26 protein-coding genes are annotated in these 25236 nt (G+C 70.8%); 12 read left to right on the plus strand and 14 right to left on the minus strand.

All coding sequences use genetic code 11. The features are described 5' to 3' along the window. Positions 1–117: 117 nt before the first annotated feature. A complete protein-coding gene (locus PIR02_19295; protein WZH36868.1) occupies positions 118–1623 on the plus strand; it encodes a LuxR C-terminal-related transcriptional regulator in 1506 nt (501 codons plus the stop codon). A gap of 217 nt (positions 1624–1840) precedes the next feature. After that, entirely contained in the window at positions 1841–2776 is a 936-nt protein-coding gene (locus tag PIR02_19300) for a helix-turn-helix domain-containing protein (GenBank protein WZH36869.1), read from the plus strand. A gap of 78 nt (positions 2777–2854) precedes the next feature. Here the strand turns inward: PIR02_19300 and PIR02_19305 are convergent, their stop codons facing one another. Further along, positions 2855–3322 (minus strand): MarR family transcriptional regulator, encoded by a 468-nt coding sequence (locus PIR02_19305; protein WZH36870.1) that lies wholly within the window; start codon positions 3320–3322, stop codon positions 2855–2857. Between the two features lie 215 nt (positions 3323–3537). Here PIR02_19305 and PIR02_19310 point away from each other — a divergent pair, with 215 nt between their 5' ends. Both PIR02_19310 and PIR02_19315 read left to right on the plus strand, forming a co-directional pair. Further along, a complete protein-coding gene (locus PIR02_19310; GenBank protein ID WZH36871.1) occupies positions 3538–4152 on the plus strand; it encodes a hypothetical protein in 615 nt (204 codons plus the stop codon). A 1-nt stretch (position 4153) separates the two neighbouring features. Beyond that, on the plus strand, positions 4154–5224 hold the full coding sequence (locus PIR02_19315) for a signal peptidase I (protein ID WZH36872.1): 1071 nt from the start codon (positions 4154–4156) through the stop codon (positions 5222–5224). 151 nt (positions 5225–5375) lie between these two features. Here PIR02_19315 and PIR02_19320 read toward each other — a convergent pair whose 3' ends face one another. Then, positions 5376–6812, minus strand: a complete 1437-nt coding sequence (locus PIR02_19320) for an MFS transporter (GenBank protein WZH36873.1) — start codon at positions 6810–6812, stop codon at positions 5376–5378. A gap of 90 nt (positions 6813–6902) precedes the next feature. Between PIR02_19320 and PIR02_19325 the strand changes: the two genes are divergently transcribed. After that, a complete protein-coding gene (locus tag PIR02_19325; GenBank protein ID WZH36874.1) occupies positions 6903–7379 on the plus strand; it encodes a MarR family transcriptional regulator in 477 nt (158 codons plus the stop codon). Positions 7380–7412: 33 nt separating this feature from the next. On the opposite strand, the gene PIR02_19330 is transcribed toward PIR02_19325, so the two are convergent. The 7 genes from PIR02_19330 to amiA form a co-directional block, all read right to left on the minus strand. Then, on the minus strand, positions 7413–9080 hold the full coding sequence (locus PIR02_19330; protein WZH36875.1) for an ABC transporter ATP-binding protein: 1668 nt from the start codon (positions 9078–9080) through the stop codon (positions 7413–7415). Next, entirely contained in the window at positions 9077–10738 is a 1662-nt protein-coding gene (locus tag PIR02_19335) for an ATP-binding cassette domain-containing protein (protein ID WZH36876.1), read from the minus strand. Before PIR02_19335 ends, PIR02_19330 begins: the two co-directional genes overlap by 4 nt. Next, on the minus strand, positions 10735–11772 hold the full coding sequence (locus PIR02_19340; protein WZH36877.1) for a hypothetical protein: 1038 nt from the start codon (positions 11770–11772) through the stop codon (positions 10735–10737). The genes PIR02_19335 and PIR02_19340 overlap by 4 nt, the downstream gene beginning before the upstream one ends. Positions 11773–11782: 10 nt before the next feature. Continuing rightward, entirely contained in the window at positions 11783–13174 is a 1392-nt protein-coding gene (locus PIR02_19345) for a YcaO-like family protein (GenBank protein ID WZH36878.1), read from the minus strand. Beyond that, entirely contained in the window at positions 13171–14145 is a 975-nt protein-coding gene (locus PIR02_19350) for a CocE/NonD family hydrolase (GenBank protein ID WZH36879.1), read from the minus strand. Before PIR02_19350 ends, PIR02_19345 begins: the two co-directional genes overlap by 4 nt. After that, on the minus strand, positions 14142–14945 hold the full coding sequence (locus PIR02_19355; GenBank protein WZH36880.1) for a hypothetical protein: 804 nt from the start codon (positions 14943–14945) through the stop codon (positions 14142–14144). The genes PIR02_19350 and PIR02_19355 overlap by 4 nt, the downstream gene beginning before the upstream one ends. A gap of 77 nt (positions 14946–15022) precedes the next feature. After that, positions 15023–15187 (minus strand): streptamidine family RiPP, encoded by a 165-nt coding sequence (gene amiA, locus PIR02_19360; GenBank protein WZH36881.1) that lies wholly within the window; start codon positions 15185–15187, stop codon positions 15023–15025. Positions 15188–15236: 49 nt separating this feature from the next. Between amiA and PIR02_19365 the strand changes: the two genes are divergently transcribed. Genes PIR02_19365 through PIR02_19385 form a run of 5 tightly spaced genes read left to right on the plus strand, consistent with a single transcriptional unit; the run spans position 15237 to position 21058 of the window. Beyond that, complete coding sequence (locus PIR02_19365; GenBank protein WZH36882.1) at positions 15237–16445, plus strand: hypothetical protein; 1209 nt, start codon at positions 15237–15239, stop codon at positions 16443–16445. Continuing rightward, complete coding sequence (locus PIR02_19370; protein WZH36883.1) at positions 16442–18127, plus strand: prolyl oligopeptidase family serine peptidase; 1686 nt, start codon at positions 16442–16444, stop codon at positions 18125–18127. Before PIR02_19365 ends, PIR02_19370 begins: the two co-directional genes overlap by 4 nt. Next, positions 18124–19233, plus strand: coding sequence for an iron ABC transporter permease (locus tag PIR02_19375; protein WZH36884.1), 1110 nt, complete (start codon positions 18124–18126; stop codon positions 19231–19233). The genes PIR02_19370 and PIR02_19375 overlap by 4 nt, the downstream gene beginning before the upstream one ends. Further along, entirely contained in the window at positions 19230–20042 is an 813-nt protein-coding gene (locus PIR02_19380) for an ABC transporter ATP-binding protein (protein WZH36885.1), read from the plus strand. Before PIR02_19375 ends, PIR02_19380 begins: the two co-directional genes overlap by 4 nt. Further along, positions 20039–21058, plus strand: a complete 1020-nt coding sequence (locus PIR02_19385) for an ABC transporter substrate-binding protein (GenBank protein ID WZH36886.1) — start codon at positions 20039–20041, stop codon at positions 21056–21058. The genes PIR02_19380 and PIR02_19385 overlap by 4 nt, the downstream gene beginning before the upstream one ends. A 105-nt stretch (positions 21059–21163) precedes the next feature. Here the strand turns inward: PIR02_19385 and PIR02_19390 are convergent, their stop codons facing one another. Together PIR02_19390 and PIR02_19395 are read right to left on the minus strand one after the other, a co-directional pair. Beyond that, positions 21164–21499: a hypothetical protein gene (locus tag PIR02_19390; GenBank protein WZH36887.1), complete on the minus strand. Its 336-nt coding sequence runs from the start codon at positions 21497–21499 to the stop codon at positions 21164–21166. 64 nt (positions 21500–21563) lie between these two features. Continuing rightward, positions 21564–22154, minus strand: coding sequence for a DUF6264 family protein (locus tag PIR02_19395; GenBank protein WZH36888.1), 591 nt, complete (start codon positions 22152–22154; stop codon positions 21564–21566). A gap of 33 nt (positions 22155–22187) precedes the next feature. Here PIR02_19395 and PIR02_19400 point away from each other — a divergent pair, with 33 nt between their 5' ends. Beyond that, positions 22188–22610, plus strand: coding sequence for a hypothetical protein (locus PIR02_19400; protein WZH36889.1), 423 nt, complete (start codon positions 22188–22190; stop codon positions 22608–22610). Between the two features lie 19 nt (positions 22611–22629). On the opposite strand, the gene PIR02_19405 is transcribed toward PIR02_19400, so the two are convergent. Continuing rightward, positions 22630–23037 (minus strand): VOC family protein, encoded by a 408-nt coding sequence (locus tag PIR02_19405; GenBank protein WZH36890.1) that lies wholly within the window; start codon positions 23035–23037, stop codon positions 22630–22632. 75 nt (positions 23038–23112) lie between these two features. Here PIR02_19405 and PIR02_19410 point away from each other — a divergent pair, with 75 nt between their 5' ends. Continuing rightward, the gene (locus PIR02_19410) at positions 23113–23691 is read left to right on the plus strand and encodes a TetR family transcriptional regulator (protein ID WZH36891.1); all 579 of its coding nucleotides are present in this window, start codon (positions 23113–23115) and stop codon (positions 23689–23691) included. A 13-nt stretch (positions 23692–23704) separates the two neighbouring features. On the opposite strand, the gene PIR02_19415 is transcribed toward PIR02_19410, so the two are convergent. Beyond that, positions 23705–24118: a hypothetical protein gene (locus PIR02_19415; protein ID WZH36892.1), complete on the minus strand. Its 414-nt coding sequence runs from the start codon at positions 24116–24118 to the stop codon at positions 23705–23707. 113 nt (positions 24119–24231) lie between these two features. Further along, a complete protein-coding gene (locus tag PIR02_19420) occupies positions 24232–25179 on the minus strand; it encodes a DMT family transporter (GenBank protein WZH36893.1) in 948 nt (315 codons plus the stop codon). Positions 25180–25236 lie beyond the last annotated feature (57 nt).

The following is a 25236-nucleotide window of genomic DNA, read 5'->3' on the forward strand; positions in this document are numbered from 1 at the left end:
CCCGGCACAAGGGGGAGGCGGCGCGAAGCGTCCGCGGAAGCGCGTGACGCGGTCCTGCTCTGTCGGGGGGCGAGAACACAGGGCCGCGTCACGACTCCCCGCACCGGGAGGGCCCCGTTGAGAACCGAGCACCAGGCTCTCGATCACCTCCGTGCGGCGCGTGACGCCGGCGGAGCGCAAGCCGTGCTGCGCGTTCTCGCGGAGCACTGGGACGCGTTGCTGCACGACCATCCGAAGGAACTCCTGCTGACGCTGGATGCCATGTCGGTGGAGGCACTGACGTCTCATCCACAGCTCGTGCACTACCGGCGTTTCCTCCTCGATCGGAATCCCCCCGCCGAGGCGGAACCGATGTCGCGCGAAGGGTCTCTCGAGGAGCTTCGTTCGCTCACCCGTCAGGTGGTGGCCGCCCGAACCCTCGGCCGCATCACGGTCGCGGCGAAACGTGCCGATGCGGCGACCGCCTTCCTGCGGAACATCTCCGAGGCCTCGCCTCGCCTGACCCAGTCCCTTCCTCCCTTGCATTACGAATGGGCGGAGACGTTCGTCCAAGCGGGGCGGTTCACCGACGCCCTGGGTCAGTTCATCGACGCGCACGAAGGCGCCCGCGACACGGGCGACGACCGCATGGCACGGGCGTCCGCCGGCGGGGCCGCCTTGATGCACGCGGTGTTCGGGCGCGGCCGAGAGGCACAGACTCTGCTCGCGGACGTGCCGACCGGACTCGACGAAGAGAACGCGACCCTGTCAACGGTCCCGGGAGCGATCGCGCATGCCTGGCGTGACATCGACCGGTTGGAGTACGACCGAGCCTCGCGCATCCTCGCCCGCATCGAGGTGTCCGAATCGCCCTCGTACTGGGTGCCGTACTACATCGCCCGCACGACGCTCGCTGCGGCGGGACGGGAAGGCCCTCAGACACTCCTCGCCCATTTCGACACCTTCCTCGATTCACGGCCGACGTGGGGCGTCGCCGCTCCCGGACACGTCGAGGCGATCGGGATCATCCGCCACCTGCTGCTTCGCCAATTGGAACGGCCCGAGCAGGCGATGAAGGAGCTGAGTCTGCAGCCGGCCTCACCTCGAGCCGGATTGTTCCCGCAGGTGCAAGCCGTCACCCAGGCGCGCCATCTCCTCACCCTCGGACACGTGCATCAGGCGCGGCAACTCGTCCGGCCTCTCCTGAACGTCGAGAGCTCGCGGCCGCGCATCCTCATTCCCGCTCTCCTGCTCGCCGCCGAGACCGACGGTACGCAGAGCGCGGAGGTGTTCCTTCGCCGCGCGGCGGTCTTGGCACAGTGGCACGGTCACTACTCGCCGCTTCTGTACAGCTCGCCGGACGTCCGTTACCGCGTCACCGAGATCCTTTCCGAGTCGGGTGAGGATGTCGGCGACCGCATCCTTTCGCTTCCCTCGCATACCCGGACGTACGGAACCGACCTGCTCAGCGACCGCGAACGCGAGGTCGTCGAACTCGCCATGAACGGACTGAAGATCGTCGACATCGCGTCGCACCTTCACGTCAGCCCCAACACCGTGAAATCGCACCTCTTCCGCGTCTACCGAAAGCTGGAGATCTCCACGAAGAAGCAGTTGGCGGAGCGGATCGGGGCATATCGCTGAGCACGCGTGCGCTCTTCGCCCGAGGTGAATGTCTCAACGATGACTAGGGACGGCCAGTAAACGCAGTCGCCCGAAGCTACTTTGCAGGAGACCATTCCAGAAGCGAGGGCGCACCCGGACGACGCCCGTGGACGGGATTGCGCAGCGGACGTGACGCGCCGACGCACCCCGACCACACGCGACCCCCGGCTTCTCCGAGACGAGTTGGAGGGGTGACATGCTCGCCACGACGGAAGCCTCCCAGGCCCTGGAACGCGCGGGATGGATGCCACACGCCTCCCGGGCCGGGATCTTCGACGTCGTCAGCGCCGCGGAAGAAGGCTTCGCCGTCTCGCGGATCCTGCATGACCGGGGTACCTTCCACCGCGCCATCGGCGGCGTTCCGGACGACCGCGCCCCCGGCGTCGTGGTGATGTTCCAGCTCGACGGCCGTGCGGTCGTCGAGACCCGCGATGTCGGGGAGGTCACCTTGACTCCGGGGCAGGTCCTCATCACCCCCGACGACGCGAACCTCACCTACACCGCGCGGACCCCCGCGCGGCGGATAGAGGTGGCCTTCGGTCGCCTGCCGCCCGAGGTCACCGGTCGTTCCATCCAGGGATCACTGGACTCCACGGTCTACGCGCGGCTCATGATCGCGGCGGTGAACGAAGTGCTCAACAACGTGCAGGCCATCGCCGCGCCGGGCCTGCTGCGATTGCGGCTCGGGTTGTGGGAGTTCGTCTCCGCGATTCGCGACGTCCTCGCGCCCCGCCCCGCCGAGACCGCCCCGCACGCCCGCCGGATCTACGACGAGGCCGTCCGCCTCGTCGGACGAGGGGCATCCGACGAGCGACTGACCGTACGCGACCTGTGCGAGTCGCTCCATGTCTCGGAGCGACACCTCCGCGCCGTGTTGTCGGATCACGGGGACTCACCGAGCGGGATGATCCGCCGAGCCCGGGTGCACCGGGCCGCCATCGTGCTGCACGACGACGTCCCCCTCCGCACCGAGCGGATCGACGAGCTCGCACGTTCTCTCGGATACTCGGGTCGCCGACAGTTGCGGCGGGAGTTCCGCGCCCTCGTCGCCTCGTCTCACGAGGCCGACCTGTCGGTGCGGGTGGTGGCGCTTTCCCTGCCCGCCGAGACCCGAACACTCATCGGCGTCTGACCCTCGTGTCCGTCGTCGACATCCACGCGCGGACTCGGCGCGAGCCCCGCGGGGCCACCTCGCGGTGACGCCGGGCCCTCACGAGGATGCGGCCGCGCGCAAACCCCGCTCGATCTCGTTCGTCGCGGCGAGCACGGCATCCTGATCGGCGTGGCCGAGCAGTCCCGACAGCGCCTGTCCGTACATTCCCCGAAGCTGCTCGACCAGGCGTGTGCCGCGAGGTTCGAGATGCAGCAGGGTGCTGCGGCGATCGCGAGGGTTCGGCGCGCGACTGATGAACTGCCGAGACTCCAGCCGCTCGATCACGGCGCTCACGAGGCTGCTGCCGGACTGCAGGAAGCGGGCGAGATCCTTCGGCGTCCTCGGGGCATCGTCGACGCCGAGGAACTTCACCGCCCGGAGGTCGATCGGGTTGAGGTCGTGTTCGAGGGCCAAGCGCTGAAGCAGATGAGCGTTCTGCACCTGCATTCGATACCACGCGGCGACGACCGCTTCCGAAGCCGCTGAGGGCAGCGATTCCCTCGCGGGATCCTGCGCATACCCCATGGCAAAAGAATAGTCCACACTTTGTCTCACATTTTGAGTTACTAGTTTGCCTTACTTATAGTTCAGCTAGGCACTCACACAGGTGCCGTCACCGCACTCCCGGTCATCTCCCGACCGTCCGCGCCGGAAACCGCTCCGCCTGCACCACGCCTGCACCACGCCTGCACCACGCGCTCCACACCCGCTCGTCCGCCCCGTTCGAAGGACTGATTCCCATGCCCAAAAACGCCGCCACACCGTCGCGCCGCCTCGGAAAGATCGCGACGATCGCCGTGATCCCCCTGTCTCTGATCGTCGCGGGAACCCTCGTTTCCACGGCGTCGTACTCGGCCTTCTCCGCGACGACGTCGAACCCGTCGAACAACTGGTCGATGGGTTCGGTCGGACTCTCCAACAGCTCTCCCAACAGCGCCGCGTTCAACGCGTCGAACCTGAAGCCGGGCTCCACCGGCACGACGTGCATCGCCGTCACGTCCACCGGCACGCTTCCGTCCGCGGTCAAGCTCTACGCCACAGACGCGTCCCAGACGCAGGGAATCGGCGATTGGGTGAACATCGCGGTCTCCCAGGGAACGGGTGGCGGCAACGGCAGCTGCAGCGGGTTCTCCGCGCTGGGCTCGGACGCCTCCATCTACAACAACTCCCTGACATCGTTCGTGAACACCTCCACGAACTACCGCAGCGGGGTCGGGAACTGGTCCCCCGCGGGCGGAAGCACGCCCGAGGCGCGCACGTTCCAGATCACCTACACGGTGTCGCCGGACGCGCCCTCCTCGATCATGGGCGCCGCCGCCACCTTCCACTTCACCTGGGAAGCGCAGAATCAGTGAGGTGAGGAGTCCCTCCGTCGATGGCGCGGGCGGGCGATCCACGGTCGAACCCGCCCGCCCGTTTCGGGCCTGGCTCCGTTTCTGCACGGTCATCACGGCGCGAGCCGCCCTCGCCGTCGTCTTCGGACTGACCTTCTGGGCGGTGGCACCCCTCCTGATCGGATGGCACACGACCACCGTCATGACAGGGTCCATGGAACCCGCCATCCAGACGGGTGATCTGGTCGTCAGCAGGACGATCGACCCGGCGGAGCTTCGTCCCGGGCAGGTCATCCTCGTCAACGACCCGGATCACCAGGGCCGACTGCGCCTTCACCGACTTCACGCCGTCGACGGCTCGGAGCTCATCACGAAAGGGGACGCCAATCCCGAAGTGGACTCGTCCCCGGTGGGACGCGCCGACGTTCTCGGCGTCGGGGCGCTCCGCGTCCCCTGGATCGGCATCCCCATTCGAGATGCCCGCGACGGCGACGCCCTCGCCCTCGCGTCGACCCTGATCGGTGTCCTCACCGTCATCGCGATCGCCTTCCTTCCGGCGATCGCGCGAACCGAGAACGATCCGCCCGAGGATCATCCCGACCTGCGCCGGCCCACCGACGACCGGGCACGATCACACACAGACGGACCCCGGAGAGCGCGGGTGCGACCACGGACCTTCGCGCTCGTCACGGCCCTCACGGTCGCTCTCGTCGGCGCGACCGCCCCTGCCCACGCGGCATTCTTCTCCGCCCGGACGCAGTCGTCCGGGTCTCTCCAAGCCGGGGCGGCGCAGGCCCCCTCCGATCTGGTCTGTCAGAACAACTTCGACGGTACGGTCACCCTCCGATGGGCGTACTCCGGCGAGCGACCCAGCAGCTTCGACGTCCTCGTCGACGGGCACGGTTCGATCGCGAACCTCGGAGGCGACGCGCGGAGCATCGTCCTGAGGGCCAACAGCCCCTTCTCCTTCGGCACGACCTCCGTCGTGCGCGTCCGCACCAACCTCACGCCGACCTGGACTGCGACCGGGACGACATCCCGCAACGTCACGACCATCACACTCCTCTGGGTCGGGGTCGCGCGCTGCGGGTGAAGCGGGGCACGGAGGCCAGTCGGCTCCCTCACCTGCATCCTCGACGCAGGCCACCCCCGATTTCCGCAGAGGTGCGGTCGGACGACGTGGACCGCCGCGAGAACGGAGAGACGAGGGACCGCAACTGCCCGGTCGCTCCGCGAAGAGCGGATCACGGCGTCCGCTTCGGCGGGTGAGTCGCCGAGCGGCCGGCGAGGAGGAACACGCCGAGCGCGGCGACGGCGAGCATCACCGCGCCGCTCACGGCCGCGACGCGATACCCCTCGAGAGTGGCGTCGTTCATATCGACCGCCACCCCGCCGCTCACGGACGCCGCCGTGGTGGTCGCCGCGATCGCACCGAGCAGAGCCATGCCGAGCGAGGAGCCGACCTGCTGCGAGGTGCTGGCGACCGCACCGGCGACCCCGGAGGCAGGCCCCGCGCGGTACGTCGCAGCGCTGTTGGCCGCGGGCTGGACGCATCCGGTTCCGACGCCGAGGAGGACGAAGACCGGCAGGACGTGCGTCCCGTACGACGCATCGGGTTCGAGGCGCGTCAGAACGAGCAAGCCGGCTGCCAGCAGGGCGAGTCCGACGGCGAGGAAGACGCGGGGCGGGACCACACGGAGGGCGAGCCTCACCATCCGCACCGTGATGAGGATCGCCAGGGTGTAGGGAAGGAAGCTCAGGCCCGTGAGCAGCGGGCTGAGCCCGGCGATCTGCTGCAGATACACACTCAAGAAGAGGAAGGCGGGAAGAATCGCCACACCCCAGGCGAGCATCGCCGCGAAGGCCGCAGACCTGAGCCGTTCGGTGAACAGCGAGAGGGGCATCAGCGGTTCGGCGGCGGTGCGCTGGCGCATCACGAATCCGACCAGCACGACGACGCCCCCGACCAGCAGTCCGAGCGTGAGCGCAGAGTCCCACCCCGATGACTCCGCCGTCGTCAGGCCGAGAGTCAGGGCGGTCAGCCCGACCGCGCTGAGCGCGCCGCCGATCAGGTCGATACGACCCCGACCGCGCGCATCCGCCGTGAGAGACAGCAGGAGGCCGGTCCCGGCAGCGAGGGCGATGGGAACGTTGATCAGCAAGGCCCACCGCCATCCCCACGAGTCGGTGACCGCGCCACCGAGCAGGACTCCGATGCCTGAGCCGGCACCCATGATGGTGCCGAACACCCCGAACGCCCGGACGCGGTCGGAGCCCTCGGGGAACGTCACCGACAGCAGGGCCAGTGCGGACGGAGTGACCAGCGCGCCGAAGAGGCCCTGCACGGCGCGCGCCGCGATCAGCGTCTCGGCCGAGACCGCCAGACCCCCGCAGATCGACGCGAGAGTGAACCCGACCAGCCCGATCGACAGAGCCCTGCGTCGCCCGATCAGGTCGGACACACGCCCCCCGAGCAGCAGCATCGATCCGAACGCGAGCACGTACACGGTGATCACCCACTGGCGCTCCACGTCCGACAGGCCGAGGTCACGCTGCGCGGACGGCACCGCGATGTTCATCACCGTCCCATCGACGACCATCATCAACTGGGTCACCGAGATCCACCCGAGGCCCCACCACCGCGCGACACCCGCGCCGTGACGCCCTGACTCCCCCATCATCCCGTCCTCCTATCGTTGGCGTAGCCAATGTTGGTCACGCCAACGATATCAGATCGTTGGTCGCGCCAACGGTTCTGATAATCTGTGGGCGTGGAAGACATCGAGGGAGCCAGCGGTCAGCAGCCCGCACGACTGCGACAGACCCCGAGCTGGCTGATCACGCAGACAGCCACCCTGACTCACCGGCTCGTCTCGACGGCGTTGGGAGAGCTGGGCGCGACCCGCTATCACTACGCCGTGCTCGCCGCTCTCGACGAGTTCGGACCGACCAGCCAGGCGGAGCTCGGCCGGCGGTGCCATATCGACCGCAGCGACATGGTCGCCGCCCTCAACGACCTGACCGCGGGCGGCTTCGTCGAGCGCCGGCAGGATCCCGCCGACCGGCGCCAGAACCTCGTCACCCTCACCGAGAGCGGGAAGCGTCGACTGGAGCACATCGGCGGTGTGCTCGACGGCATCCAGGACGACCTCCTCGGCCCCCTGAGCGCGAAGGAACGCGACACTCTCGCGACCACGTTGCGCCGCATCCTCGACCACCAGGCGCAGCGACCGGTCGACGCGCCGTAGTCAGCGGCAGGGGTGCTCGTCGCGGTGGCCGCCTCACGCGGGGGTCACGGCTGCACCGGCCGGTGACTCCACCCGCAGCACGCGGCCGAGCCGTGCCAGCGTCTCGCGGCGGTGCGAAGCGACGATGACGGTCGCATCGACCTCGGCGAGCACCTGCGAGATCGCCCTCTCGGTCGCGGGATCCAGGCTCGCGGTGATCTCGTCGACGATCAGGATCCGCGGCTCACGGCAGAGCGCACGGGCGAGGGCGAGCCGGGCACGCTGGCCTCCCGAGAGACGGACGCCGTGCTCACCGAGCTCGTCGTCGAGACGGATCCAGTCGCGCGCACCGACGCGGTCCAGAATGCCGACGAGCTCCGCGTCCGATCGGCCGACCGTGCCCCGCAGCAGGTTCTCGCGCACCGTGCCGTGGAACAGGCGCGCGTCCTGCTCGACGACCGCCACGGCGGCGCGGAGATCCTCCTCCGACACCTCGCGGAGCGGCGTCCCCTGCCCGTCGCCATCGATGAGCGCGATCTCGCCTCCGTCGGGGTCCCAGAGCCGTGCGGCGAGGGCGATCACGGTGCTCTTTCCCGCACCGGACGGCCCCGCGATCCCGACGTGCTCGCCCGGACGCACCTCGGCTGACCAGCGGCGGAGCACTCGCGTGCGATCGTCGTATGAGAACTCGACATCGCGGAAACGGATGCCGAGCGGACCGGCGGGCACGGGACGGGCGCCGACGACGGGAGCGACCACGGGTGGCCGACGCAGCCCCTGGTCCACGCGGGCCGCGCTCGCGACGAGAGGATGCAGCTCCGAGAGCGTGTGCGCCGCGTCGGCGATCGCCGCGACGCCGGCGACGGCGAGCGCGACCACCGCCGGAGCCAGCGCCGCCGACCGGGGGTCGCCGACGCCTCCGACGATCAGGGCGGAGGCGACGACACCGACGAGGACACCGGTGAGGATCAGTTCGCGCGACCCGTCGATGATGCCCGCGAGCAACTCGCGGCGACGAGCGGTACGCACCGAGCGCCGCGTCCCCGCGACGGCGTCGGCGACGACACGGTCCTGCAGCCCGTAGGCGAGTACCTCACGCAACGCCCCGAGGGCATCCACCAACCGCTCCGACAGGCGCTCGCGCTCCCCCTGCTCCTCTTCGCCGACGCGTCGCGCCGCCCCCGCCCCCGCCCACGCGGTGAGGGCGACGGAGACCGCACCGAGCAGCATGACGAGCGCCGCCGCCGGCATGAGGGTCGCCGCCACCCCGAGGGTCGCCACGAACAGCGTCAGCGAGGCACCGAGCTGAGCGAGGGTGTGCGCGTAGAAGAACTCGAGCTTCTCGATGTCGGTCATCGCCACCGATGCCGCCCTTCCCGAGTGCTCGCGGCGGCGGGCCGGGACACTGCGGGCATAGGCATCGAAGAGGGCGACCCGCAAACGGGCCAGCACGCGGTACGCGAGGGCGTGCGAGACGTCCATCTCTCGCCAGGTGAGCAGAGTCCGAAGCACCACGAGTACGACCATCGCGGCCCACCAGGCCGTCGGCGGCCACTCGCCGTGCACGACGGCACCGCCGACGCCCAGGGCCGCGAGCACGCCGATCGCCGCGAGGGCGAGCAGGCTCGTGGTCGCGAGGACGTAGCTGCCGACGATGCGCCGCCACTCGGGCCGCAGCGCAGGGATCAAGCGGGCCAGGACCGAGGCCGTCCCGCCGCTCACGACGCCGCCTCCACGAGGACGCCACCCTCGAGAACGTGCACGTGAGCGACGCGGCGGAGCGCCTCGGGACGGTGGCTGATCATCAGGACGATGCGGTCGGCGGCGACCCGCTCCAGGGTTCGCGCGACGAGCTCCGCGTTCGCGTCGTCGAGGGCGCTCGTCGGCTCATCGACCAGCAGCACGGGGCGGCGGGCAAGGAGCGCACGGGCGAGGGCGAGCCTCTGTCGCTGACCCCCGGAGAGGCTCGCCCCGGCCTCGGCGACGGGCGCGTCGAAACCTCCGGGCAGGGCGAGGATCTCGTCGAGCATCCCGGCATCCGCGCACGCCCGCTCGAGCTCGCCCTGCGACGATCCGAACAGGTCGATGTTCTCGCGCACGGTCGCCGCGAACAGGACCGGGCGCTGAGAGACCACCGCGACATCCTCGGCGCGCAGCGGCCGTCCGTCGAGATCGACCGTCCCCCGGTCGGCGCGGAGGAACCCGAGCATGAGATCGAACAGCGTCGACTTGCCCGCTCCCGACGGACCGATGATGGCGTGCACCGTGCCGCGCCCCGCGCGCAGGAACACGCCGTCCAGCACGGGCGACTCGGCTCCCGGATAGCGGTACGCCAGGTCGTCGATCACGATCTCCGCGCCCGCTGCGCCCGCGTCGTTCGCGTCGTCCGGAGGGGGGACGGATGCCGGGTGTCGAGGGTCCGCGGAGTCGGCGTCGGAGAACGCGCTGAGTGCGCGCAGCCCCGGCACCGCGGTGAGACCGAGAAAGCCCGCGTGCCAGTGACGCGAGAGCTCGCGCACCGGCCGGAACGCCTCGGACGACAGCAGCAACAGCACGTACACCTCCGTCGCCGGAGCCTGCCCTGTCAGCACGGCGACGATCGCGAGACCCGCGGCGAGAACGGCACCGGCCTGGATCGCGAAATCCGTGATCGCCGTCTCCGCGAGCGACGAACGCATCACTCGCTCGGTCGCCTGCCGCAGCGCCTCCGAGCGCGCCTGAAGGCGTCCGCGCGTTGCGGGAACATCGCCCAGTGCGCGCAGCGTCGACATACCCCGGAGCGCCTCGAGCAGATCGCCGCTGAGCGCCTCGTACGTGTCCCAGTGCGCGAATCCTCGGCGCGCGAGCATCTTCTTCCACGCCATCGGGCCGAGGACCGCGAGCACGAGGGCGAGGCCGATCCCCGCGGCGAGCGCCGGAGACAGCGTCGCGATCGCGACGATGACGCCGATGCCGCCGACGGCGAGCTGCGCGACGGCCGGGATGTACTTCGACACGTAAGCCTCGGTGCCGTCTATGCCATCGCCGAGCGTGAGGCGGGTCGAGCCGTCGCGCAGGGAGACGTCGTGGAGGCGTTCCGGCGCGAGCGCGGCCGAGACGGCTCGCGCCCGCAGCGCTTCCCGTACCTGCCCGCCGAGACGCACGGCCGCGTCCCGCTGGGCGAGGCCCAGCAGCAGACGCGCGACACCGGTTCCGAGGATCGTGCCGATCCCGACGAGAGCTCCTCTCGCGTCGCCGTGCACGAGAGCCGCGAGGGCGACCGCGAGGGCGATGGCCTGCACGATGTGCGTGGCGAACACGAGGAGCTGGAGAAGGACGCTCGCGGCGAGGAGTCGTGGGGTGTGCCACGCCTCCCGCCAGAGCGCGGGGACGATCATCATGGGCATTCTCCCGGAGAGTCGAGGAAGGCGAGGGCGTGGAAGATCCACCGGTCTCCGTGGGCCGCGAGACCCGAGACGGGGCGGGAGGCCGCGCCGCGCAGCGCCCCGGCGTACGCGAGGCGGGCAGCGGCGAGATGACCCGTCCACAACGCCCGGGCGAGCGCAGCGGGCGAGGACGCGACGGGAACCGACCACGAGCGGACCGCCGCGGCGCCACGGACCCACGCTTGACCGGAGGCGCGGGCAACGCTCTCGACCAGCGACGTCGGGCGACGGGCTGCGGCGTGCGCGAGGAAGAGGTCCAGGTGCGGCGAACGCCGTTGCGCGAGGGTCTCGACGGCGTCGCGGACCAGTTCGGGACGCGGGGGCACGTCGACGGCGACGAGCGGGATCTCCGGGGCGAGCCCGAGACCTGTCCACGAGCGTGTCTGCGCCGCACGGGGGACGGCGAGCAGCGCGCGGAGAGACGCGGAGGGACCGAATCGTACGGAGGGCGAGAGCCGTCCGAGGAGGAACTCCACGGCCGCGAGCGCGTAGGCCGCGTCGGCGATCCACAGCGGCCACGCGCGGTGCCGGTAGCGGCCGAACGATCGTCCGGGCTGCACGGTGAAGACGAGCGTTGCGGTGCCGTCTGCCGTCGCGTCTGGGCCGCGCCATCCGGCGAGGCGCTCGATCTCCGGTTCCCTGCGGCGGGCGACGCCGTGCTCGTGGTCGTAGACCCAGCGCGAGCCGTCGACGACGAGGTGCGTCTGCACGGGGTAGCACGCCCCGGCGGACGGCACCGGTCGGCGAGGGATGCCGGTCTCGACGCCGTCCGCGGTGCGATGCGGTTCCCCCGGACGCCACAGCGCCTCGGCCAGGGCGATCAGCGCCGCCCCGGGACTCCCCGTCACCGCACCGGCGCGATGCCAGGCATTGACGCGCGGTCCGGGCGGCAGGGGCTCCCCCGGCGGTTCTGTCGTGAGCAGGCGCGCGAGTGCACCGTCGACGAGGTCGACGGCCCCCCACAGGTCGGTCGGTCGCGGATCGATCACGTCATCCGCCTCACATGTGGGGGGCGGGCAGAAGCGTGAAATCGGCGGGTCCGCCGCTCCACGCCGAGCGCCAGCCGCGCTCCTGTGCCGCGTCGCGCAGTCGCGGCATCCCGAGGTAGGAGAAGGCCGCCGGAGCATTGGGGACGAGCCCCGTGACGAGCGTGCGCACGACCCTGAGCGGGGTCCGGCGCACGTCGGCCGTGGTGAGGTCACGCGTGAGCACGCGATGGCCCCGGCGACGCAGGCGGTCGTGGACCTCGGCCATCGTGACCGCGGAGACGGCGCTGAGCGGCCGCACGCCGAACGCGGGCGCGGTGAACCTCCGGGCCTCACCGTGCACGGCGGGATCGAGCCAGACCTGCACGTGGGCTCCGAGGTCGATCACCCGCTCGAACTGCGGGCCGGCCGCGGTGAGGTAGTCGGCGTCGGGGCGGAAGTCCAACATCAGCCCTTTCGCCATGACCCCGGCCTGCACGGCACGGAAGACCCACCCGTCGGCATCCGTGCACCCCTGCGTGTAGATCCAGGTGTGGACGGCTTCGAGCACGGCCTTGCGCGCGGCCTTCGCGGGGTCGAGCGCGACGGAGAAGCCCGCGGCATAGAGCCCCCGATCCGCGTCATATACGAGGGCAGCGATCGCGGGCGCGAACTCCGACGGCATCGCCACCAGCCAGACGGTCAGGCTGCTACCCCGTAGGTCGTCCACCAGGCCGGGGACGCTCGCAGGATCGATGCCGAAGGTCGGCCCGTCGAGATGCCACCACACCTCGAGCGCGTCGCGCTCGATGACCTCGAGCACCCCACGGTCGCGGGCGTCGTCGACGCTCGTGCCGGTGGCGATACCGGCGTAGTTGAGGTGGTGCGTCCGGGGAAGGTGCCGGAAGCGCGACTGCCGCCAGTTCAGGTGCACGAGCGCGTCGGGCAGCCAGACGGGCCGTCCCTCGGCGTCCCGGCAGCGTGCCCAGAGCGCGGGGGTCGCGGCATCCAGTTCTCGGTAGACGAATCCCGCCCGGGCGAGCTGCCAGTCGGCGAACCGGGGCAGATCGCCGAGCTCGATCACCGGCTGCCCGTCCGCCCGCAGCTCGTCGGCGGTGGCGACACGCAGGTCGTCGTGCGGCAGGGTCTCGGGGAGCCAGTTGCCGCAGTACCGCTCCACGCCCTCGCCGATCGCCGCGATCCGGGCCTGGTCGGGGTCGCCGAACGACGTGCCGAGCGAGACCCGGTCGGCCGGCCACTCGCCGAGGGCTCGGGCATCGGAGACGGATGCCGTCAGCGCGAGGTAGCGGTGCGGGGCGCCCGCAGGATGCGGAACCGGGCGGATGGACCGGATGACGCCCGTCTCGGCATCCACCAGGCTCTCGACGGGAAGCGGGGCGGGGGACGAGATGCTGTCGCGGATCATGATGTCCTCTCGTGGAGCCAGCGGCCGGAGCGCGGCTCGAAGGCGGACCGCGAACGCCGGCCGACCGGCACGACGTGGCGGGTGCCGGCCGCGCCGGAGGGCAGGCCCGTTCGCGCGAGCCAGGCGTCCAGCACGCCGCCGATCCCGCCCGAGTCGCGAAGGCGAGCGCGTACCTCCTCATCGCGGATGTCGGCTCCGAGGCGATGACCCCAGGGTCCGTCGACGACGTGCACGTCGGAACCCCAGGCAGCGGCGAGTCGCCCCGCATCGGCGTGGAAGAAGTCGTCGTCGCCGCGGATGAGGAGAAGCGGCGCGTCGATCGCCCCGTACGCGCGGTCCAGGTCGACGGGTGGGGTCGTCCACAACCGCCGCCACCCCGCGAGCACGGTCGGCGTCCACCCCCAGTCCCGAGCCGCCCGTTCCACGCCCCGCCGCTCGGCGCTCGCGACCCGCGCGTTCAGCTCGTCCTCCGTCAACGGGGGAAACGAGCGGGGACCGCGGCCGTGCTGATGCCACCATCCGATCCGGTCGAAGATCTGCGGGCGACCCTGGACATCCCAGGCGGTCTCGGCGAGTCCGAGGGCGGGCACCATGAGCACGAGGGCATCGACCTCGACGTCACGGGCGCACTCCAGCGCCGCGTGGGCGTCGTACGACCCTCCCGAGAGCACGACCGGGAGGTGCGGATCCTGCGCGCGGAGCGCGGCGACGACGGATGCGCCGTCACGACGCTCGTGGAGATAGGGGTTCCACTCACCCCCGGAGTCGTGGCGGCCGCGGACGTCCTGGACGAGGCAGCGGTACCCGCGTCGCACCCAGGAGCGGGCGGTGTCGCCGTGCCGCCAGGCGCCGTACGGTGTGCGCACCACGACGATGCCGCGCGGCGTTCGGCGCTCCCAGATCCAGCCGCGGAGAGCAACACCGTCGTCGGCGAGCCAGACGTGCGGGCGGGCGTCCCGCGGCGGAGTCATCGGCCCACTCCCGGGTGCGGCGCCGGGTAGGCCAGTACCGGGTGCTCGGTCACCCGGCCGAGCGCGGGCACGAGTTTCCAGAGCGTGGTGCGCAGTCGAGACAGCGCCTCGTCATCCTGCGCCCAGGCCAGGGTCATCGTGAGCACACGCGCCGTCACGAGGGTCACGCTGGCCGAATCCATGGGCTGATCCGCCGCAGGTCCCTGCAGCTGCCACGCGTCGAGAGCGCCCGGCACGGTGCTGGCGGCGATCCGTCGCCGCGCAACCTGCGTCGCCGTGATGTCGGTGACATCGACCGCGAGCGGATCGACGAGAACGCACTCCCCTTCCCGGTACACGCGCAACCGGGCGGCCCCGGCGGCGAGGAGGTCGTCGAGCACGGCGTGATCGCGGCGCTCCGCCGCTCCGTCGGACACCGAGATGACGAGCGCGACGGAGTCTGGCGACGCGGCGGCGGATGTGCCCCTCCCCACCCGTGCTCCCCACTCCCCCAGCACACGCGCGATCTCGTCGGCGAGCACGCCGGTGCCCACCACGCCGATGCGGCGGCGGGCCGAGGGCCAGCGGCGTTCGTCATCGGCGCTCTCTCGATCCCGGATCTCGCCGACCAGCCGATCCCGATACGCGGATGCTGCGGAACCCGGGGAAGGTGAGTCGAGGATGCCGTGCAATTCCGACGGCGGGGCGCCGATCGCGGTGTGGTCTCCGGTGCGAAGTCGCAGGAGCGGCACATCCTCGGCGACGGTGACGACGTGGGCACCGGTGGTCGGCACGGGGGTGATTCGTGGGTGGTGAGGCATGGAGGGTCTTTCCGAAAGCCCGGCCGGGCGCGAGGCGCCCGGCCGGGGGTCGCGTCAGCGTGACGCGACCTCGAGGGTCACTCGAAGGGGTTCTCGACGAGCGCGTTCGAGTGGGTCGCCGACAGGTGCGCCAGCTGCTCGGTCTCTTCGATCTCGGACAGGATCTGCTTGTCCATTTCCTTCTCCTTCTCTCGTTTCGTCCACTCCGCGGGGTGCGGAGCGGCGTTCACGGTCGTGAACACCACCGACCTTAGATGAGAATGATTCTCAATATCTAGTAGCATCGCCGTCATGCTCCCCGCGACATCCCTTCTCGCCGCCGATCACCGGGCAGGAACCGTGTTCTCCCTCGACGGGCACTCTCGGCGTGTCGTCGCCTCGCACGCCTGGCTCGCCGAGCACGCCGGCTTCCTCGTGCTCCCGCCTGACGCGCGGGACTCCTGGGCGTTCGCGGATGACCGCGGCGGCGCTCTCGTCGTCTGCGGCCCCCACGGCATCCGTCGCATCCCGATCGCGATCCCCGCCGAACACCTCGCCGCCTCACCGGACGGGTGCCACGTCGTCGTCACCCCCGGACTCGGCGCGAACGACGAGGCCTGGAACGACGTGGTGACGGTCGTCGATCTCGCTCACGATTCCTCCGTGCGGTTCCGCACGCACCCGGGAGAGCCCGGCGTCGTGATCGCGCCCGACCGGGTCACCGGACGGCCGACGATCGTGCTGCGCCACCGCGATCCCGGCGCGATCGAAGCGATACCGCTGGCGAGCGCTCTCGCCCTCGGCGCGCACGTGCCCGTGCTGCGCGGAGCCGTGTGCGACGACATCGCCGCCGACGGACACGGCGACGTGGTGGACCACGAGACGGGAGTCGTCGGCGTCGCCACGGGGCGCGGTCTGGAGAGGTTCGCAATCGACGATGGCACCCCGTCCGCCCTCGGGGTGATTCCGTGGCCGGACGACGGACGTGCCTACTACCTCCGCCGCGCGGGTGACACCGGTCGTGTGACGGGCGTGCTCCGCGGCGGCCCGACGGACCCGTCGCGCTGGACGGAGTGGACCAACGTCTTCGCCGAGATCGACCTGCACTCGGGTGCCGCGCGCACCGTGCCGCTTCCCGACGGCCTCGTCTTCCGTTTCGCCCTGGCCGAGGGGATCGCCACGACCACCGTGATCCATCCCGACGGCGATGCCCTCGTCGTGATCGACCGCGTGAAGGGCCACATCGCCCGCGTGGTGCCCCTCCCCCCGCTCGGCTCTCCGCCGCACCCGGGCCGGATGCCGTGGGACGGCGTCGACGGACGCCCCGCGCAGCGACGCGCGGTCGCGATCGATCCGCGCTCCGGCGTCATCGCCGTGACAGCGGGCGGCGACGGCGTCGTCCATCTCGTCGGCGACGACGACGGCCTCACGACGATCGGCATGCCCGGCTCCCTCGACGAGGGCGGGCACCTGTCATGGCCCGGCCCTCCCGCGCGCTTCACCGATCCGGTGGGCCGATGACCGCGCTGCACGACACGCTCGACGGGACCCTCTCCGCGCATGAACGCCACCCCCGACCGGGGCTGCCCGTGCGCGGCTTCGTCCTCGATCGCGCGGCGGGTAGTGTCCGCCCCGCTCTCCGGCATGCCGACGGCCGCACTGTGATCGCCCCGGACGGGCACATCCACCGCATGAGTCCGTCCCCCGACCGACGACACATCGCGATCGAATGGGCGGAGGACGCGAGCGAGGATGCCATCCTCGGCATCGTCGACGTGGCATCCGGCGCCCTGCGCCTGCACCCGGAGATCCGGCTGCGCTACGACACCGTGCTGTGGAGCGACGACTCACGGTCCCTCGAGGTCGTCGCGAGCCGAGACGACGCGCTCGTCGTGCTCGACGTCGACACCGGCGCGCGGACGTCCACGCCCCTGGAACCCGCGCATCGCACGCGCCTGTTCCCCGGCGGCACGCGCGGGCTGCTCGCCCGCACCACGCGCGGCGAGGGTACGAGCCTGCTCGATCGCGGCACGGGACGACTGCTCGGACACTGGAGCGCGCTGCACCGCGCCTTCCCGCTCCCCGACGGCGTGCTCGTCTGGCATGCCGGCGGGCTGGATGCCGTCGCCCCCTCCGGCGCGACGCGATGGACGCTTCGCGACCAGTCGCTGCGCATCACCGATGTCACCGTCGCCGGCGACCGGATCGTCATCCTGGGAGTTCGCGACGGCCGCACCGTCGTCCTGCACGTCGGCGCCGCGGGCGCCCGGGAGGTGACCACCGAGGCGGTGGGCGAGACGACGGTGACCGGGGTGCGCCTCGACGACGGCATCCTGTATCTCGCCGTCGAGGGCCCGCTCACGCCGCCGCGGATCGTCACGGAGACGGATGCCGCGCCCGAAGCGCCGGCGGGCGGGACGCGCCGCCTCGATCTCCCCGCGAGAGACGGCGAGACCCTCACCGCCCACCTCACCGCGCCCGCCGCGGGTGGCGGACCGTGGCCGCTCCTGCTCGCCTGCTACGGGGGCTTCGGAGTTCCGCACCTCCCCGTCTTCGAGCCCACCGTCCCCACCTGGGTCGCGCACGGAGGCGCGTACGTCACCGCCCAGATCCGCGGCGGCGGTGAGCGCGGCGACCGCTGGCGCGCGGCCGGCAGCGGTGCGCGCAAGCAGCAGGCGGTCGACGACCTCGCCGACATCGCGCGGGGCCTCATCGACCGAGGGATCACACGATCCGATCTCCTCGTGCTCGTCGGCGCGTCGCTGGGCGGGGTCGTCGCCGCGAGCTGCGCGTTCCAGCATCCCGGTCTCTGTGCGGGCGTCGTGACGACGGCCGCGCCGCTCGACCTCCTCTCGCTCGCGGAGCACCCGCTCGGGGCCGGTTGGCGATCGGAGTTCGGCGACGACGGCAGCCCCGAGTCGCACGATCGGCTCCGCCGCCTCTCCCCCCTCGCACTCGTCGACGACCGAGCGGATGCCGAGGGCCTCCCCGCCTTTCTGGGGATCACCCTGGGCCGTGACACCCGCGTCCGGGCGATCGACACGCGCCGCACGGTCGAGGCCCTACAGCGCCTCGGCGCGCCCGCGCGGATGTGGACCGCTCCATCGGCGGGGCACGGAGCCAACGCGCTCGATGACCTGCACGCACTGGGTCTCACGGTGCTCGAGTTCGCCGCCGACGTGACGAGCGGAGGCATCCGATGACCGCGACGACGCCGCGCACCGCGCGCGGGCGGACGATCCCGCGCGCCGCGCGGCACGGCGGACGGGTCCTGCCGCTCGGCGCGACAGTGACGGTCAGCGCGGTCCTGCTCGTGGTGACGGTCGTGCTCTCCGGCGCGATCGGCCCCGTGCCCGTTCCGCCGATCGATGCCGCGAAGATCGTGATCGGACACCTGGTGCCCGGGATGCCGTGGATGACGGACGGCTCGCTCACCCCGCTGCAGGATCAGGCGGTGTGGCAGTTCCGACTGCCGCGGGCGCTCCTCGCGGGGCTCGCGGGGGCGGGGCTCGCCCTCGCGGGAACGATGATGCAGGCCGTGGTACGCAATCCGCTCGCCGAGCCCTACATCCTCGGAGTGTCCTCGGGTGCGAGCGTCGGCGCCGTGCTCGTGATCGTCTCGGGCGGCGCCGCGTTCCTCGGCGTGACGATGAGCGGCGCCGCCTTCGCCGGAGCCGTCGGGTCGTGCGTGCTCGTCGCTGTCCTGGCACGGACGCGCGGAGAGCTCTCACCGACCCGGATGATCCTCGCCGGGGTCGCGCTCGGTTCCCTGCTGAGCGCCGTCACGAGCTACCTGACGCTGACGACGGACGCGCAGAACGTCGTCAGCGTGATGTTCTTCCTCCTCGGCAGCGTGTCCGCCGCCACCATGTCGTCGCTCACGATCCCCGCGATCGCGCTCGTGATCGCCCTGGTCGCCGCGTTCGGGCTCTCGCGATCGATGAACGCCCTGCTGGCCGGCGACGAGTCCGCCCTGGCGGTCGGGGTGCGCACCACCCGGGTGCGCGCGATCCTGCTCGTGGTCGCCTCCCTGCTCACGGGGGTGATCGTCGCGGTGAGCGGCGGCATCGGATTCGTGGGGCTCGTCGTACCGCACGTCGCGCGGCTTCTGGTGGGCTCGGACCACCGCCGAATGGTGCCGGTCGCGGTACTCGGGGGTGCGCTGTTCCTGATGGTGGCCGACCTGCTCGCGCGCACCGTGGCCGCACCGACCGAGATCCCGCTCGGCATCCTCACCGCGTTCGTCGGGGCGCCCTTCTTCCTGTGGCTCATGCGCCGCGGCGGCGAGAGGGCGGGGTTCGACCGATGACGGTGTCCTTCGAGTCCGTGAGCGTCGAGCTCGGCGGCCGCCGCGTTCTGCACGACGTCGAGCTGCAGGTCGGCCGCGGTCGCATCCTCGGCCTGCTCGGGCCGAACGGCAGCGGCAAGTCGACGCTGCTGCGCACCCTGTTCACGGGCCGCCGCCCGCACGCCGGCCGTGTATGCATCGACGGCGTCGACGTCTCGACGCTGCCGCCGCGCACCCTCGCCCGCCGGGTCGCGGTCATGCTGCAGGACGCCCCCTCGGAGTTCGACCTGACGGTGCGCGAGACCGTGATGGTCGGGCGCGCCCCACACCACCCGCCCTTCAGCCGCGACACCGACGACGACCGCCGGATCGTCACGCACGCGCTGCGCACCGCGGACGTGCTCGATCTCGAGGATCGGCTCGTGCGCCGGCTCTCGGGAGGCCAACGTCAGCGCGTGATGCTCGCGCGCGCCCTGGCACAGGACGGCGAGATCCTCGTTCTCGACGAACCGACCAACCACCTCGACATCGCGCACCAGCTCGACCTCATGCGAGTCGTCAGCGGCCTCGGAACGACCGTGATCGCCGCCCTCCACGACCTCAACATCGCTGCCGCCTTCTGCGACGAGGTCGCGGTCCTCGACGAAGGCCGCCTCGTCGCGGTCGGGGAGCCGGATGCCGTGCTCACCCCCGACCTGGTCGGCGGCGTCTTCCGCGTCACGGCGCGTGTGGCGACGGAGATCGATACGGGCGCACGCGTCATGGCCTTCCACCCCCGTCCGCTTCGCGGTCCCTCCCCATCCGACAACCTGACAGAGAGAAACGAATGACACAGCACTCCCTTCGACCCGCTCGCCTGATGATGGCGATCGCCGGCGGCCTCGGCGCGCTCGCGCTGACCGCCTGCGGCTCCGCCGTGACGCCCCAAGATGCGGCCACCCCCACCGGCGACGCCCTCGTCATCGAGAACTGCGGCGCACCGGTCACGATCACCCACGTCCCCACCGCAGCGGTCGGTCTGCACCCCTCGCAGACCGAGCTCCTGCTGCGCCTGGGACTTGCGGATCTCCTCGTCGGCCAGGCCCAGGCGACCGTGCAGGAGCTTCCGGCGGACGTGGCGCCCCTCGCCGCCGACGTGCCCGTGATCGGCGGCGAAGCGCCCCCGAGCAGGGAAGACCTGCTCGCCGTCCACCCCGACTTCGTCTACGCCCCCACGACGTACGAGTTCACGGCCGAGCAAGGGTTCGCGAGCATCGAGCAGCTCACCGAGGCGGGCGTCGCGGCGTACACCGCGACGGGCGGGTGCTTCTCACGCCGAATGGACGGCACGGTCGACGATCTCTTCGTCGACCTGAACAACCTCGGCGAGATCTTCGACGTGCAGGACGAGTCCGCGGCGCTGATCGCCGACGCGCAGGCGCAGCTGGCCGCGGTCGATACGGCGATCCAGGGCCGCGCGAAGCCCCGCGTCGCGCAGATCTACGTCGACGGCACCACGCTCAGCGCGATCGGCGCGGGGGTCGAGTACGACATCCTGCGTCACGCCGGCGCGGACACGATCTACACGCCCGACGACCCCCAGTTCGCCGACTTCTTCGCGGCGGAGATCACCCCCGAGTCTCTCGCCGCACAGGCTCCGGATGCCCTCGTGTTCGCGGTCACCGACCCGGCGCACGAGCAAGCCGTGCGCGCATACCTGACTGCGACCTTCCCCGACATGCCCGCGGTGCGTAACGGGCGTCTGATCGCGGTCTCGAGCTCGGACATGTTCCCCGGAACCCTCGGAAACGTCTCGGTGGTGCGCCAGATCGCCGAAGCGCTCTACCCCGACGCCTCCTTCAGCTGACGGAACCTGCGGGGCTCCGCGAGATCCGCGCGGAGCCCCGCAGCGAGCCGGACAGGTGGGGACGACGTCGGCAGAGAATCCGGGGCCGCTTCGGCCCCGGTCTCGTCAGTCGAGTCCGTCGGACGACACGGAGCAGCGGTAGGTCACGCCGTCGACGTAGTGGGTCCCCGGGCCCAGCTCGGCGCACTGGCCGATGATGTTCCCGAACACGACGACCAGGAGGATGACGACGGCGGTACCGACGAGCAGGAGTCCCGCACTGATGATGATGCCGACGATTGCGGGGACGTTCTGATAGCCGGCCCTCTTGGACTGGACGAGGGCGACGATGGAGATGACGAGCCCGATCAGGCTCACCGGGACGGCGAGGATCACGCCGATGATGCCGAGCGTCTTGCCCGGGTAGCTCGTCCCGCCCGGAACGGGTTGCGTGGTGGTCATGACGGTCTCCTCTGCGCTCCGGGGTGATGTGCGGCGTCGACGGACCGGTCGCCCACATCGACCGTCATCTTCTGAGGCCCGCATCCATGAGCGCGACGCCGGCCACCCACACCGCGACGGCGACAGCCGCACCCGCGAGGGGAAGCCACCAGGCGAGCTTCCGACGCACGAGGCGGACGATCGTCCACACGACTGCCGCGAGGAAGACGACGGGGGGCGCGATCAACGCGATCAGCCAACCGATCGACATGAGGCCGGTGTCGCACCTGTCGCCGTAGCACCCGTCCGACATCATCGCGAAGAACAGAGAGACGAAGGCGAGCATCGCGAACCCGATGACACCCGCGATGAGCAGGATGACGGAAGCGGTCACGTCGGCCGTCCGCGCCCCGGAGCCGCGGGAGCCCGAATGAGGAGGCCGAACGCCCGGCACGTCCGGCTCGAAGCTCTGGGGCGGCGGCGTCGTCATGTGCCCATTGTCTGCGCATCGAAGTGCTTCGATGAAGTCGACGGCGGAACCGCCTGCGGCGATCCTTCTCTTCTGTTGCGCTCGATCGCCGGTGCGCACCCGCGCGGACGTCAGGGAACATGGCTGTCGAGCAGGTTTCGGCTGCCGCGTTCGCGTGACGCCGCAGAGCGTGGAACAGCCGACCATCTCGTCGCGTGAGCGGATCGATAGGGTGGGCGCATGACGCGTGGACTGTTGGCCCTGTCTGCGGTCGCCCTGCTGTTGCTTACCGGATGCACCAGTTCGACACCGCAGGCCGATCCGACGAACAACGTGCCGACACCTTCTGCGGTCGCGACGACACCCGCCCCCACCTCGTCGGCCGGAGCGACGGCGAGTCCGTCGCCGCTGAACGACTCGGCCACGTTCATCGCAGAACTCCAGCCTCTCCTGGCGAGCTACGGTGTCGACCTGCCGGATGAGCAGATCGAAGCCGCCGTCGAGTACACCTGCAGCCAGAAGGCCGCGGGGGCGGACCGCCTCTCGATCGAGGCTCTCCCTGCTGACAACCCCGCTCTCGCCGAAGAGACCGTCCCGGGACGCTCCAACGAGGTGGTCGTGAACATGTCCTGGGACTTCTTCTGCCCGTCGAGTGAGAACTAACTGGTTCGCGCGGACGCGCTCACGCGGAGATGTAGGCGTCGGCGAACTCGGGTCCCGGTGGCGTCGGCTGGATGACGTCGACAAGGACCCCGTCGGGGGCGGCGACGATGAAGTGGCGCTGCCCGAAGTCCTCGTCTCGCAGCGGAAGGACGATCTCCACTCCCGGGTTGCCCGCGAGGCGGGAATGCAGGGTGTCGACGTCGTCGACTTCCACATTCACGACCACCCCCTGCGGAATCGCCCGGTACCCCGCCGGGATCGTCTGGTGGTCGTGAGCCAGGAGGGCCAGCTCGTACGCGTCGTGACGCAAGCTGATGTACCAGTCCGCCTCGAAGGTGGTCTCGAAGCCGAGCAGGTCGCGGTAGAAGGATGCCGCGGCGGCGACGTCGCGGGACAAGAGCACCGGGTAGACGCTGGTGACGGACATGATGAACTCCTTTACGTACAATGAGAATGTAAACAGTCGCAGGATACCTACACAACGTACGTAAAGGAAGGTCTGATGCCTCGCGCCTCCGCCGCTGACGCCGCCCGGACAGCCCACCGCGTCCTCGGCTCAGCCACGTCGCTGTTCGCCGCCCGCGGCTTCGCCGACGTCTCGCTCGACGACGTGGCCCGCTCGGCAGAGGTCACCCGAGGAGCGGTCTATCACCACTACCGGAACAAGGCCGCACTCTTCACCGCGGTGGCCGCCCGACTCCAGGCCGAGATCGCCGCGGCCGTCGCCGCCGCAGCCGAGAACGCGGGACCCGACCCGAGTGATCAGCTCCGCGCAGGCTCGCACGCGTTCCTCGACACGATCACGTCCGGCGCCGCCGTGCAGGTTCTTCTCATCGATGCCCCCGCGGTGATCGGCTGGCGAGAGTGGCGGCGGCTCGATGAGGAGAACTCCGAAGCCCACCTCCGCGAGGCACTGCACGACGCGGGGGTGACCGACGATCTCCTCGGTGCGACCACCGCGCAGTTGTCCGGCGCGATGAACGAGCTCGCACTGTGGGTCGCCTCGCAAGACGCCGTGGAGCACGCCCGCGCACGCGCTCACACGAGCCTGGACCGGATGCTGTCCGCCTACCTCTCGTGACGCCTCGAACGGCTCACCGATGAAGCTCACGGTAGTCGGCGAGATCCACCACTCCCTCGGCTGCTGCGGCGATGGCGGCGTCGCCGGCGACGAGCGCGTCAGCTTGCAGCAGGGCGACCGCCAGGTACTCGGCGAGCGAGACATCGTCCCAGTCCCCTCGCCGGGCGAGCTTCCACGCTGTCGCTCGAGACACCCGATCGCCCAGCAGACGGATCTTCAACGTCGCAAGCCCGTCGAGGTGAGCGCGCGCCTCCTCCTCGCTCAGTACTCCCGCTCGGAGGTCGCGGTACAGAAGAGAAAGAACATCGCTCCGCAGCACCGCGGGACCCACCAGTCGATGTCGTCGGCCGATACCGACATTGTCCCGGATGATTCGCAATGCCGTCACTGCATCGATCGCGAACCGTCGCTCATCTGAACCGCCCATCCGCTCATCCAATCGCCCTCACCGGACCGCTTCAAGCCATCTCGTGCGGCGCGGATGCTCGCGATCGCCATCCCCCGTCGACGTCCCCCCACCCGGTCCGCTTCGGACCGGAGTCACGGCAGGCGCTCGGGTTCGCGCCGTGTCGGCCGGACCAGGCGCCCTTTCAGGCCCTGGCTGATGATGATCCCCAGGAGCACGAGGGCGGCGCCGACGGGCTCGTTCCACCGCAGGCGTTCGCCGAGGACGAGGATCCCCAACGTCACGCCCACGAGGGGCGTCAGATAGGTGACGGTCGAGGCGAGGGTGGCGCCCCAGACCTGGATGACCCGGGTGTTCCAGATGTAGGCGACGCCCGTACCGACACCACCCAGCGCGAGGATGCTGGTGAGGACGGGCGCGGTCAGCTCGACAGGGGTCATGCCGGCGATGGGCATGATGGCGGCGGTGATGATCGCGGCGACGCCGATCTGCGAGGCGGCGATCGTCGTCGCGTCGTAGCCGTAGCCGCGCAGAAAGCGGCGGCTGTAGACGAACCCGAGCCCATAACACGTGGTGGCCCCCAGGCACGCCGCCTGCGCGAACAGCGAGGTCGTCCCGGCATCCGCTTTCTGCTGCGCGAACATCAGCCAGGGCGAGGCCACGATGACGATCCCGAGAGCCGCGATCACGACTCCGGCGGTGCGGGCGCGCGTCAGCCTCTCATCGGGGAGGACGGCGAGGGAGACCAGGAGGGTGGTGAGCGGGGTGGTGGCGTTGTAGATGCTCGACAGTCCCGAGTCGATGTGCTGCCCGGCCCAGGCGAAGAGAAGGAAGGGCGCCACGCACAGCAGCACGGCGATCACCGCCAGGTGCGCCCACACCCGCAGTCCGCGCGGCCAGCGCCGCCTACTCGCGGTCATGATGGCGGCGAGAACGAGCGCCCCGCACGCCAGTCGTCCGAACACGACCTGCACGGGCGAGAGTCCGTCGAGCGCGACCCTGATGAACAGGAAGCTCGCCCCCCACACCATCGCCAACGCAGCGAACTGCACCGGCACCCATGCCCCACCTCTTTCAGCCATCTGCCCTCCTGGCCGTGTCTGCCGTTGCCCCTGGCCAGGTTCGACCCATTCAGGTCG

Source organism: Microbacterium enclense, assembly GCA_038182865.1.
GTDB lineage: Bacteria > Actinomycetota > Actinomycetes > Actinomycetales > Microbacteriaceae > Microbacterium > Microbacterium enclense_B.

Bases quoted from the DNA above. Each gene is read 5' to 3' on its own strand.
- PIR02_19390 (WZH36887.1), bottom strand. From the start codon at position 21,499: ATGACCACCACGCAACCCGTTCCGGGCGGGACGAGCTACCCGGGCAAG.
- PIR02_19385 (WZH36886.1), top strand. From the start codon at position 20,039: ATGACACAGCACTCCCTTCGACCCGCTCGCCTGATGATGGCGATCGCC.
- PIR02_19350 (WZH36879.1), bottom strand. From the start codon at position 14,145: ATGACTCCGCCGCGGGACGCCCGCCCGCACGTCTGGCTCGCCGACGAC.
- PIR02_19310 (WZH36871.1), top strand. From the start codon at position 3,538: ATGCCCAAAAACGCCGCCACACCGTCGCGCCGCCTCGGAAAGATCGCG.
- PIR02_19345 (WZH36878.1), bottom strand. From the start codon at position 13,174: ATGATCCGCGACAGCATCTCGTCCCCCGCCCCGCTTCCCGTCGAGAGC.
- PIR02_19335 (WZH36876.1), bottom strand. From the start codon at position 10,738: ATGATGATCGTCCCCGCGCTCTGGCGGGAGGCGTGGCACACCCCACGA.
- PIR02_19320 (WZH36873.1), bottom strand. From the start codon at position 6,812: ATGATGGGGGAGTCAGGGCGTCACGGCGCGGGTGTCGCGCGGTGGTGG.
- PIR02_19375 (WZH36884.1), top strand. From the start codon at position 18,124: ATGACCGCGACGACGCCGCGCACCGCGCGCGGGCGGACGATCCCGCGC.
- PIR02_19305 (WZH36870.1), bottom strand. From the start codon at position 3,322: ATGGGGTATGCGCAGGATCCCGCGAGGGAATCGCTGCCCTCAGCGGCT.
- PIR02_19400 (WZH36889.1), top strand. From the start codon at position 22,188: ATGACGCGTGGACTGTTGGCCCTGTCTGCGGTCGCCCTGCTGTTGCTT.
- PIR02_19395 (WZH36888.1), bottom strand. From the start codon at position 22,154: ATGGTCGGCTGTTCCACGCTCTGCGGCGTCACGCGAACGCGGCAGCCG.
- PIR02_19300 (WZH36869.1), top strand. From the start codon at position 1,841: ATGCTCGCCACGACGGAAGCCTCCCAGGCCCTGGAACGCGCGGGATGG.
- PIR02_19410 (WZH36891.1), top strand. From the start codon at position 23,113: ATGCCTCGCGCCTCCGCCGCTGACGCCGCCCGGACAGCCCACCGCGTC.
- PIR02_19420 (WZH36893.1), bottom strand. From the start codon at position 25,179: ATGGCTGAAAGAGGTGGGGCATGGGTGCCGGTGCAGTTCGCTGCGTTG.
- PIR02_19380 (WZH36885.1), top strand. From the start codon at position 19,230: ATGACGGTGTCCTTCGAGTCCGTGAGCGTCGAGCTCGGCGGCCGCCGC.
- PIR02_19405 (WZH36890.1), bottom strand. From the start codon at position 23,037: ATGTCCGTCACCAGCGTCTACCCGGTGCTCTTGTCCCGCGACGTCGCC.
- PIR02_19370 (WZH36883.1), top strand. From the start codon at position 16,442: ATGACCGCGCTGCACGACACGCTCGACGGGACCCTCTCCGCGCATGAA.
- PIR02_19365 (WZH36882.1), top strand. From the start codon at position 15,237: ATGCTCCCCGCGACATCCCTTCTCGCCGCCGATCACCGGGCAGGAACC.
- PIR02_19415 (WZH36892.1), bottom strand. From the start codon at position 24,118: ATGGGCGGTTCAGATGAGCGACGGTTCGCGATCGATGCAGTGACGGCA.
- PIR02_19355 (WZH36880.1), bottom strand. From the start codon at position 14,945: ATGCCTCACCACCCACGAATCACCCCCGTGCCGACCACCGGTGCCCAC.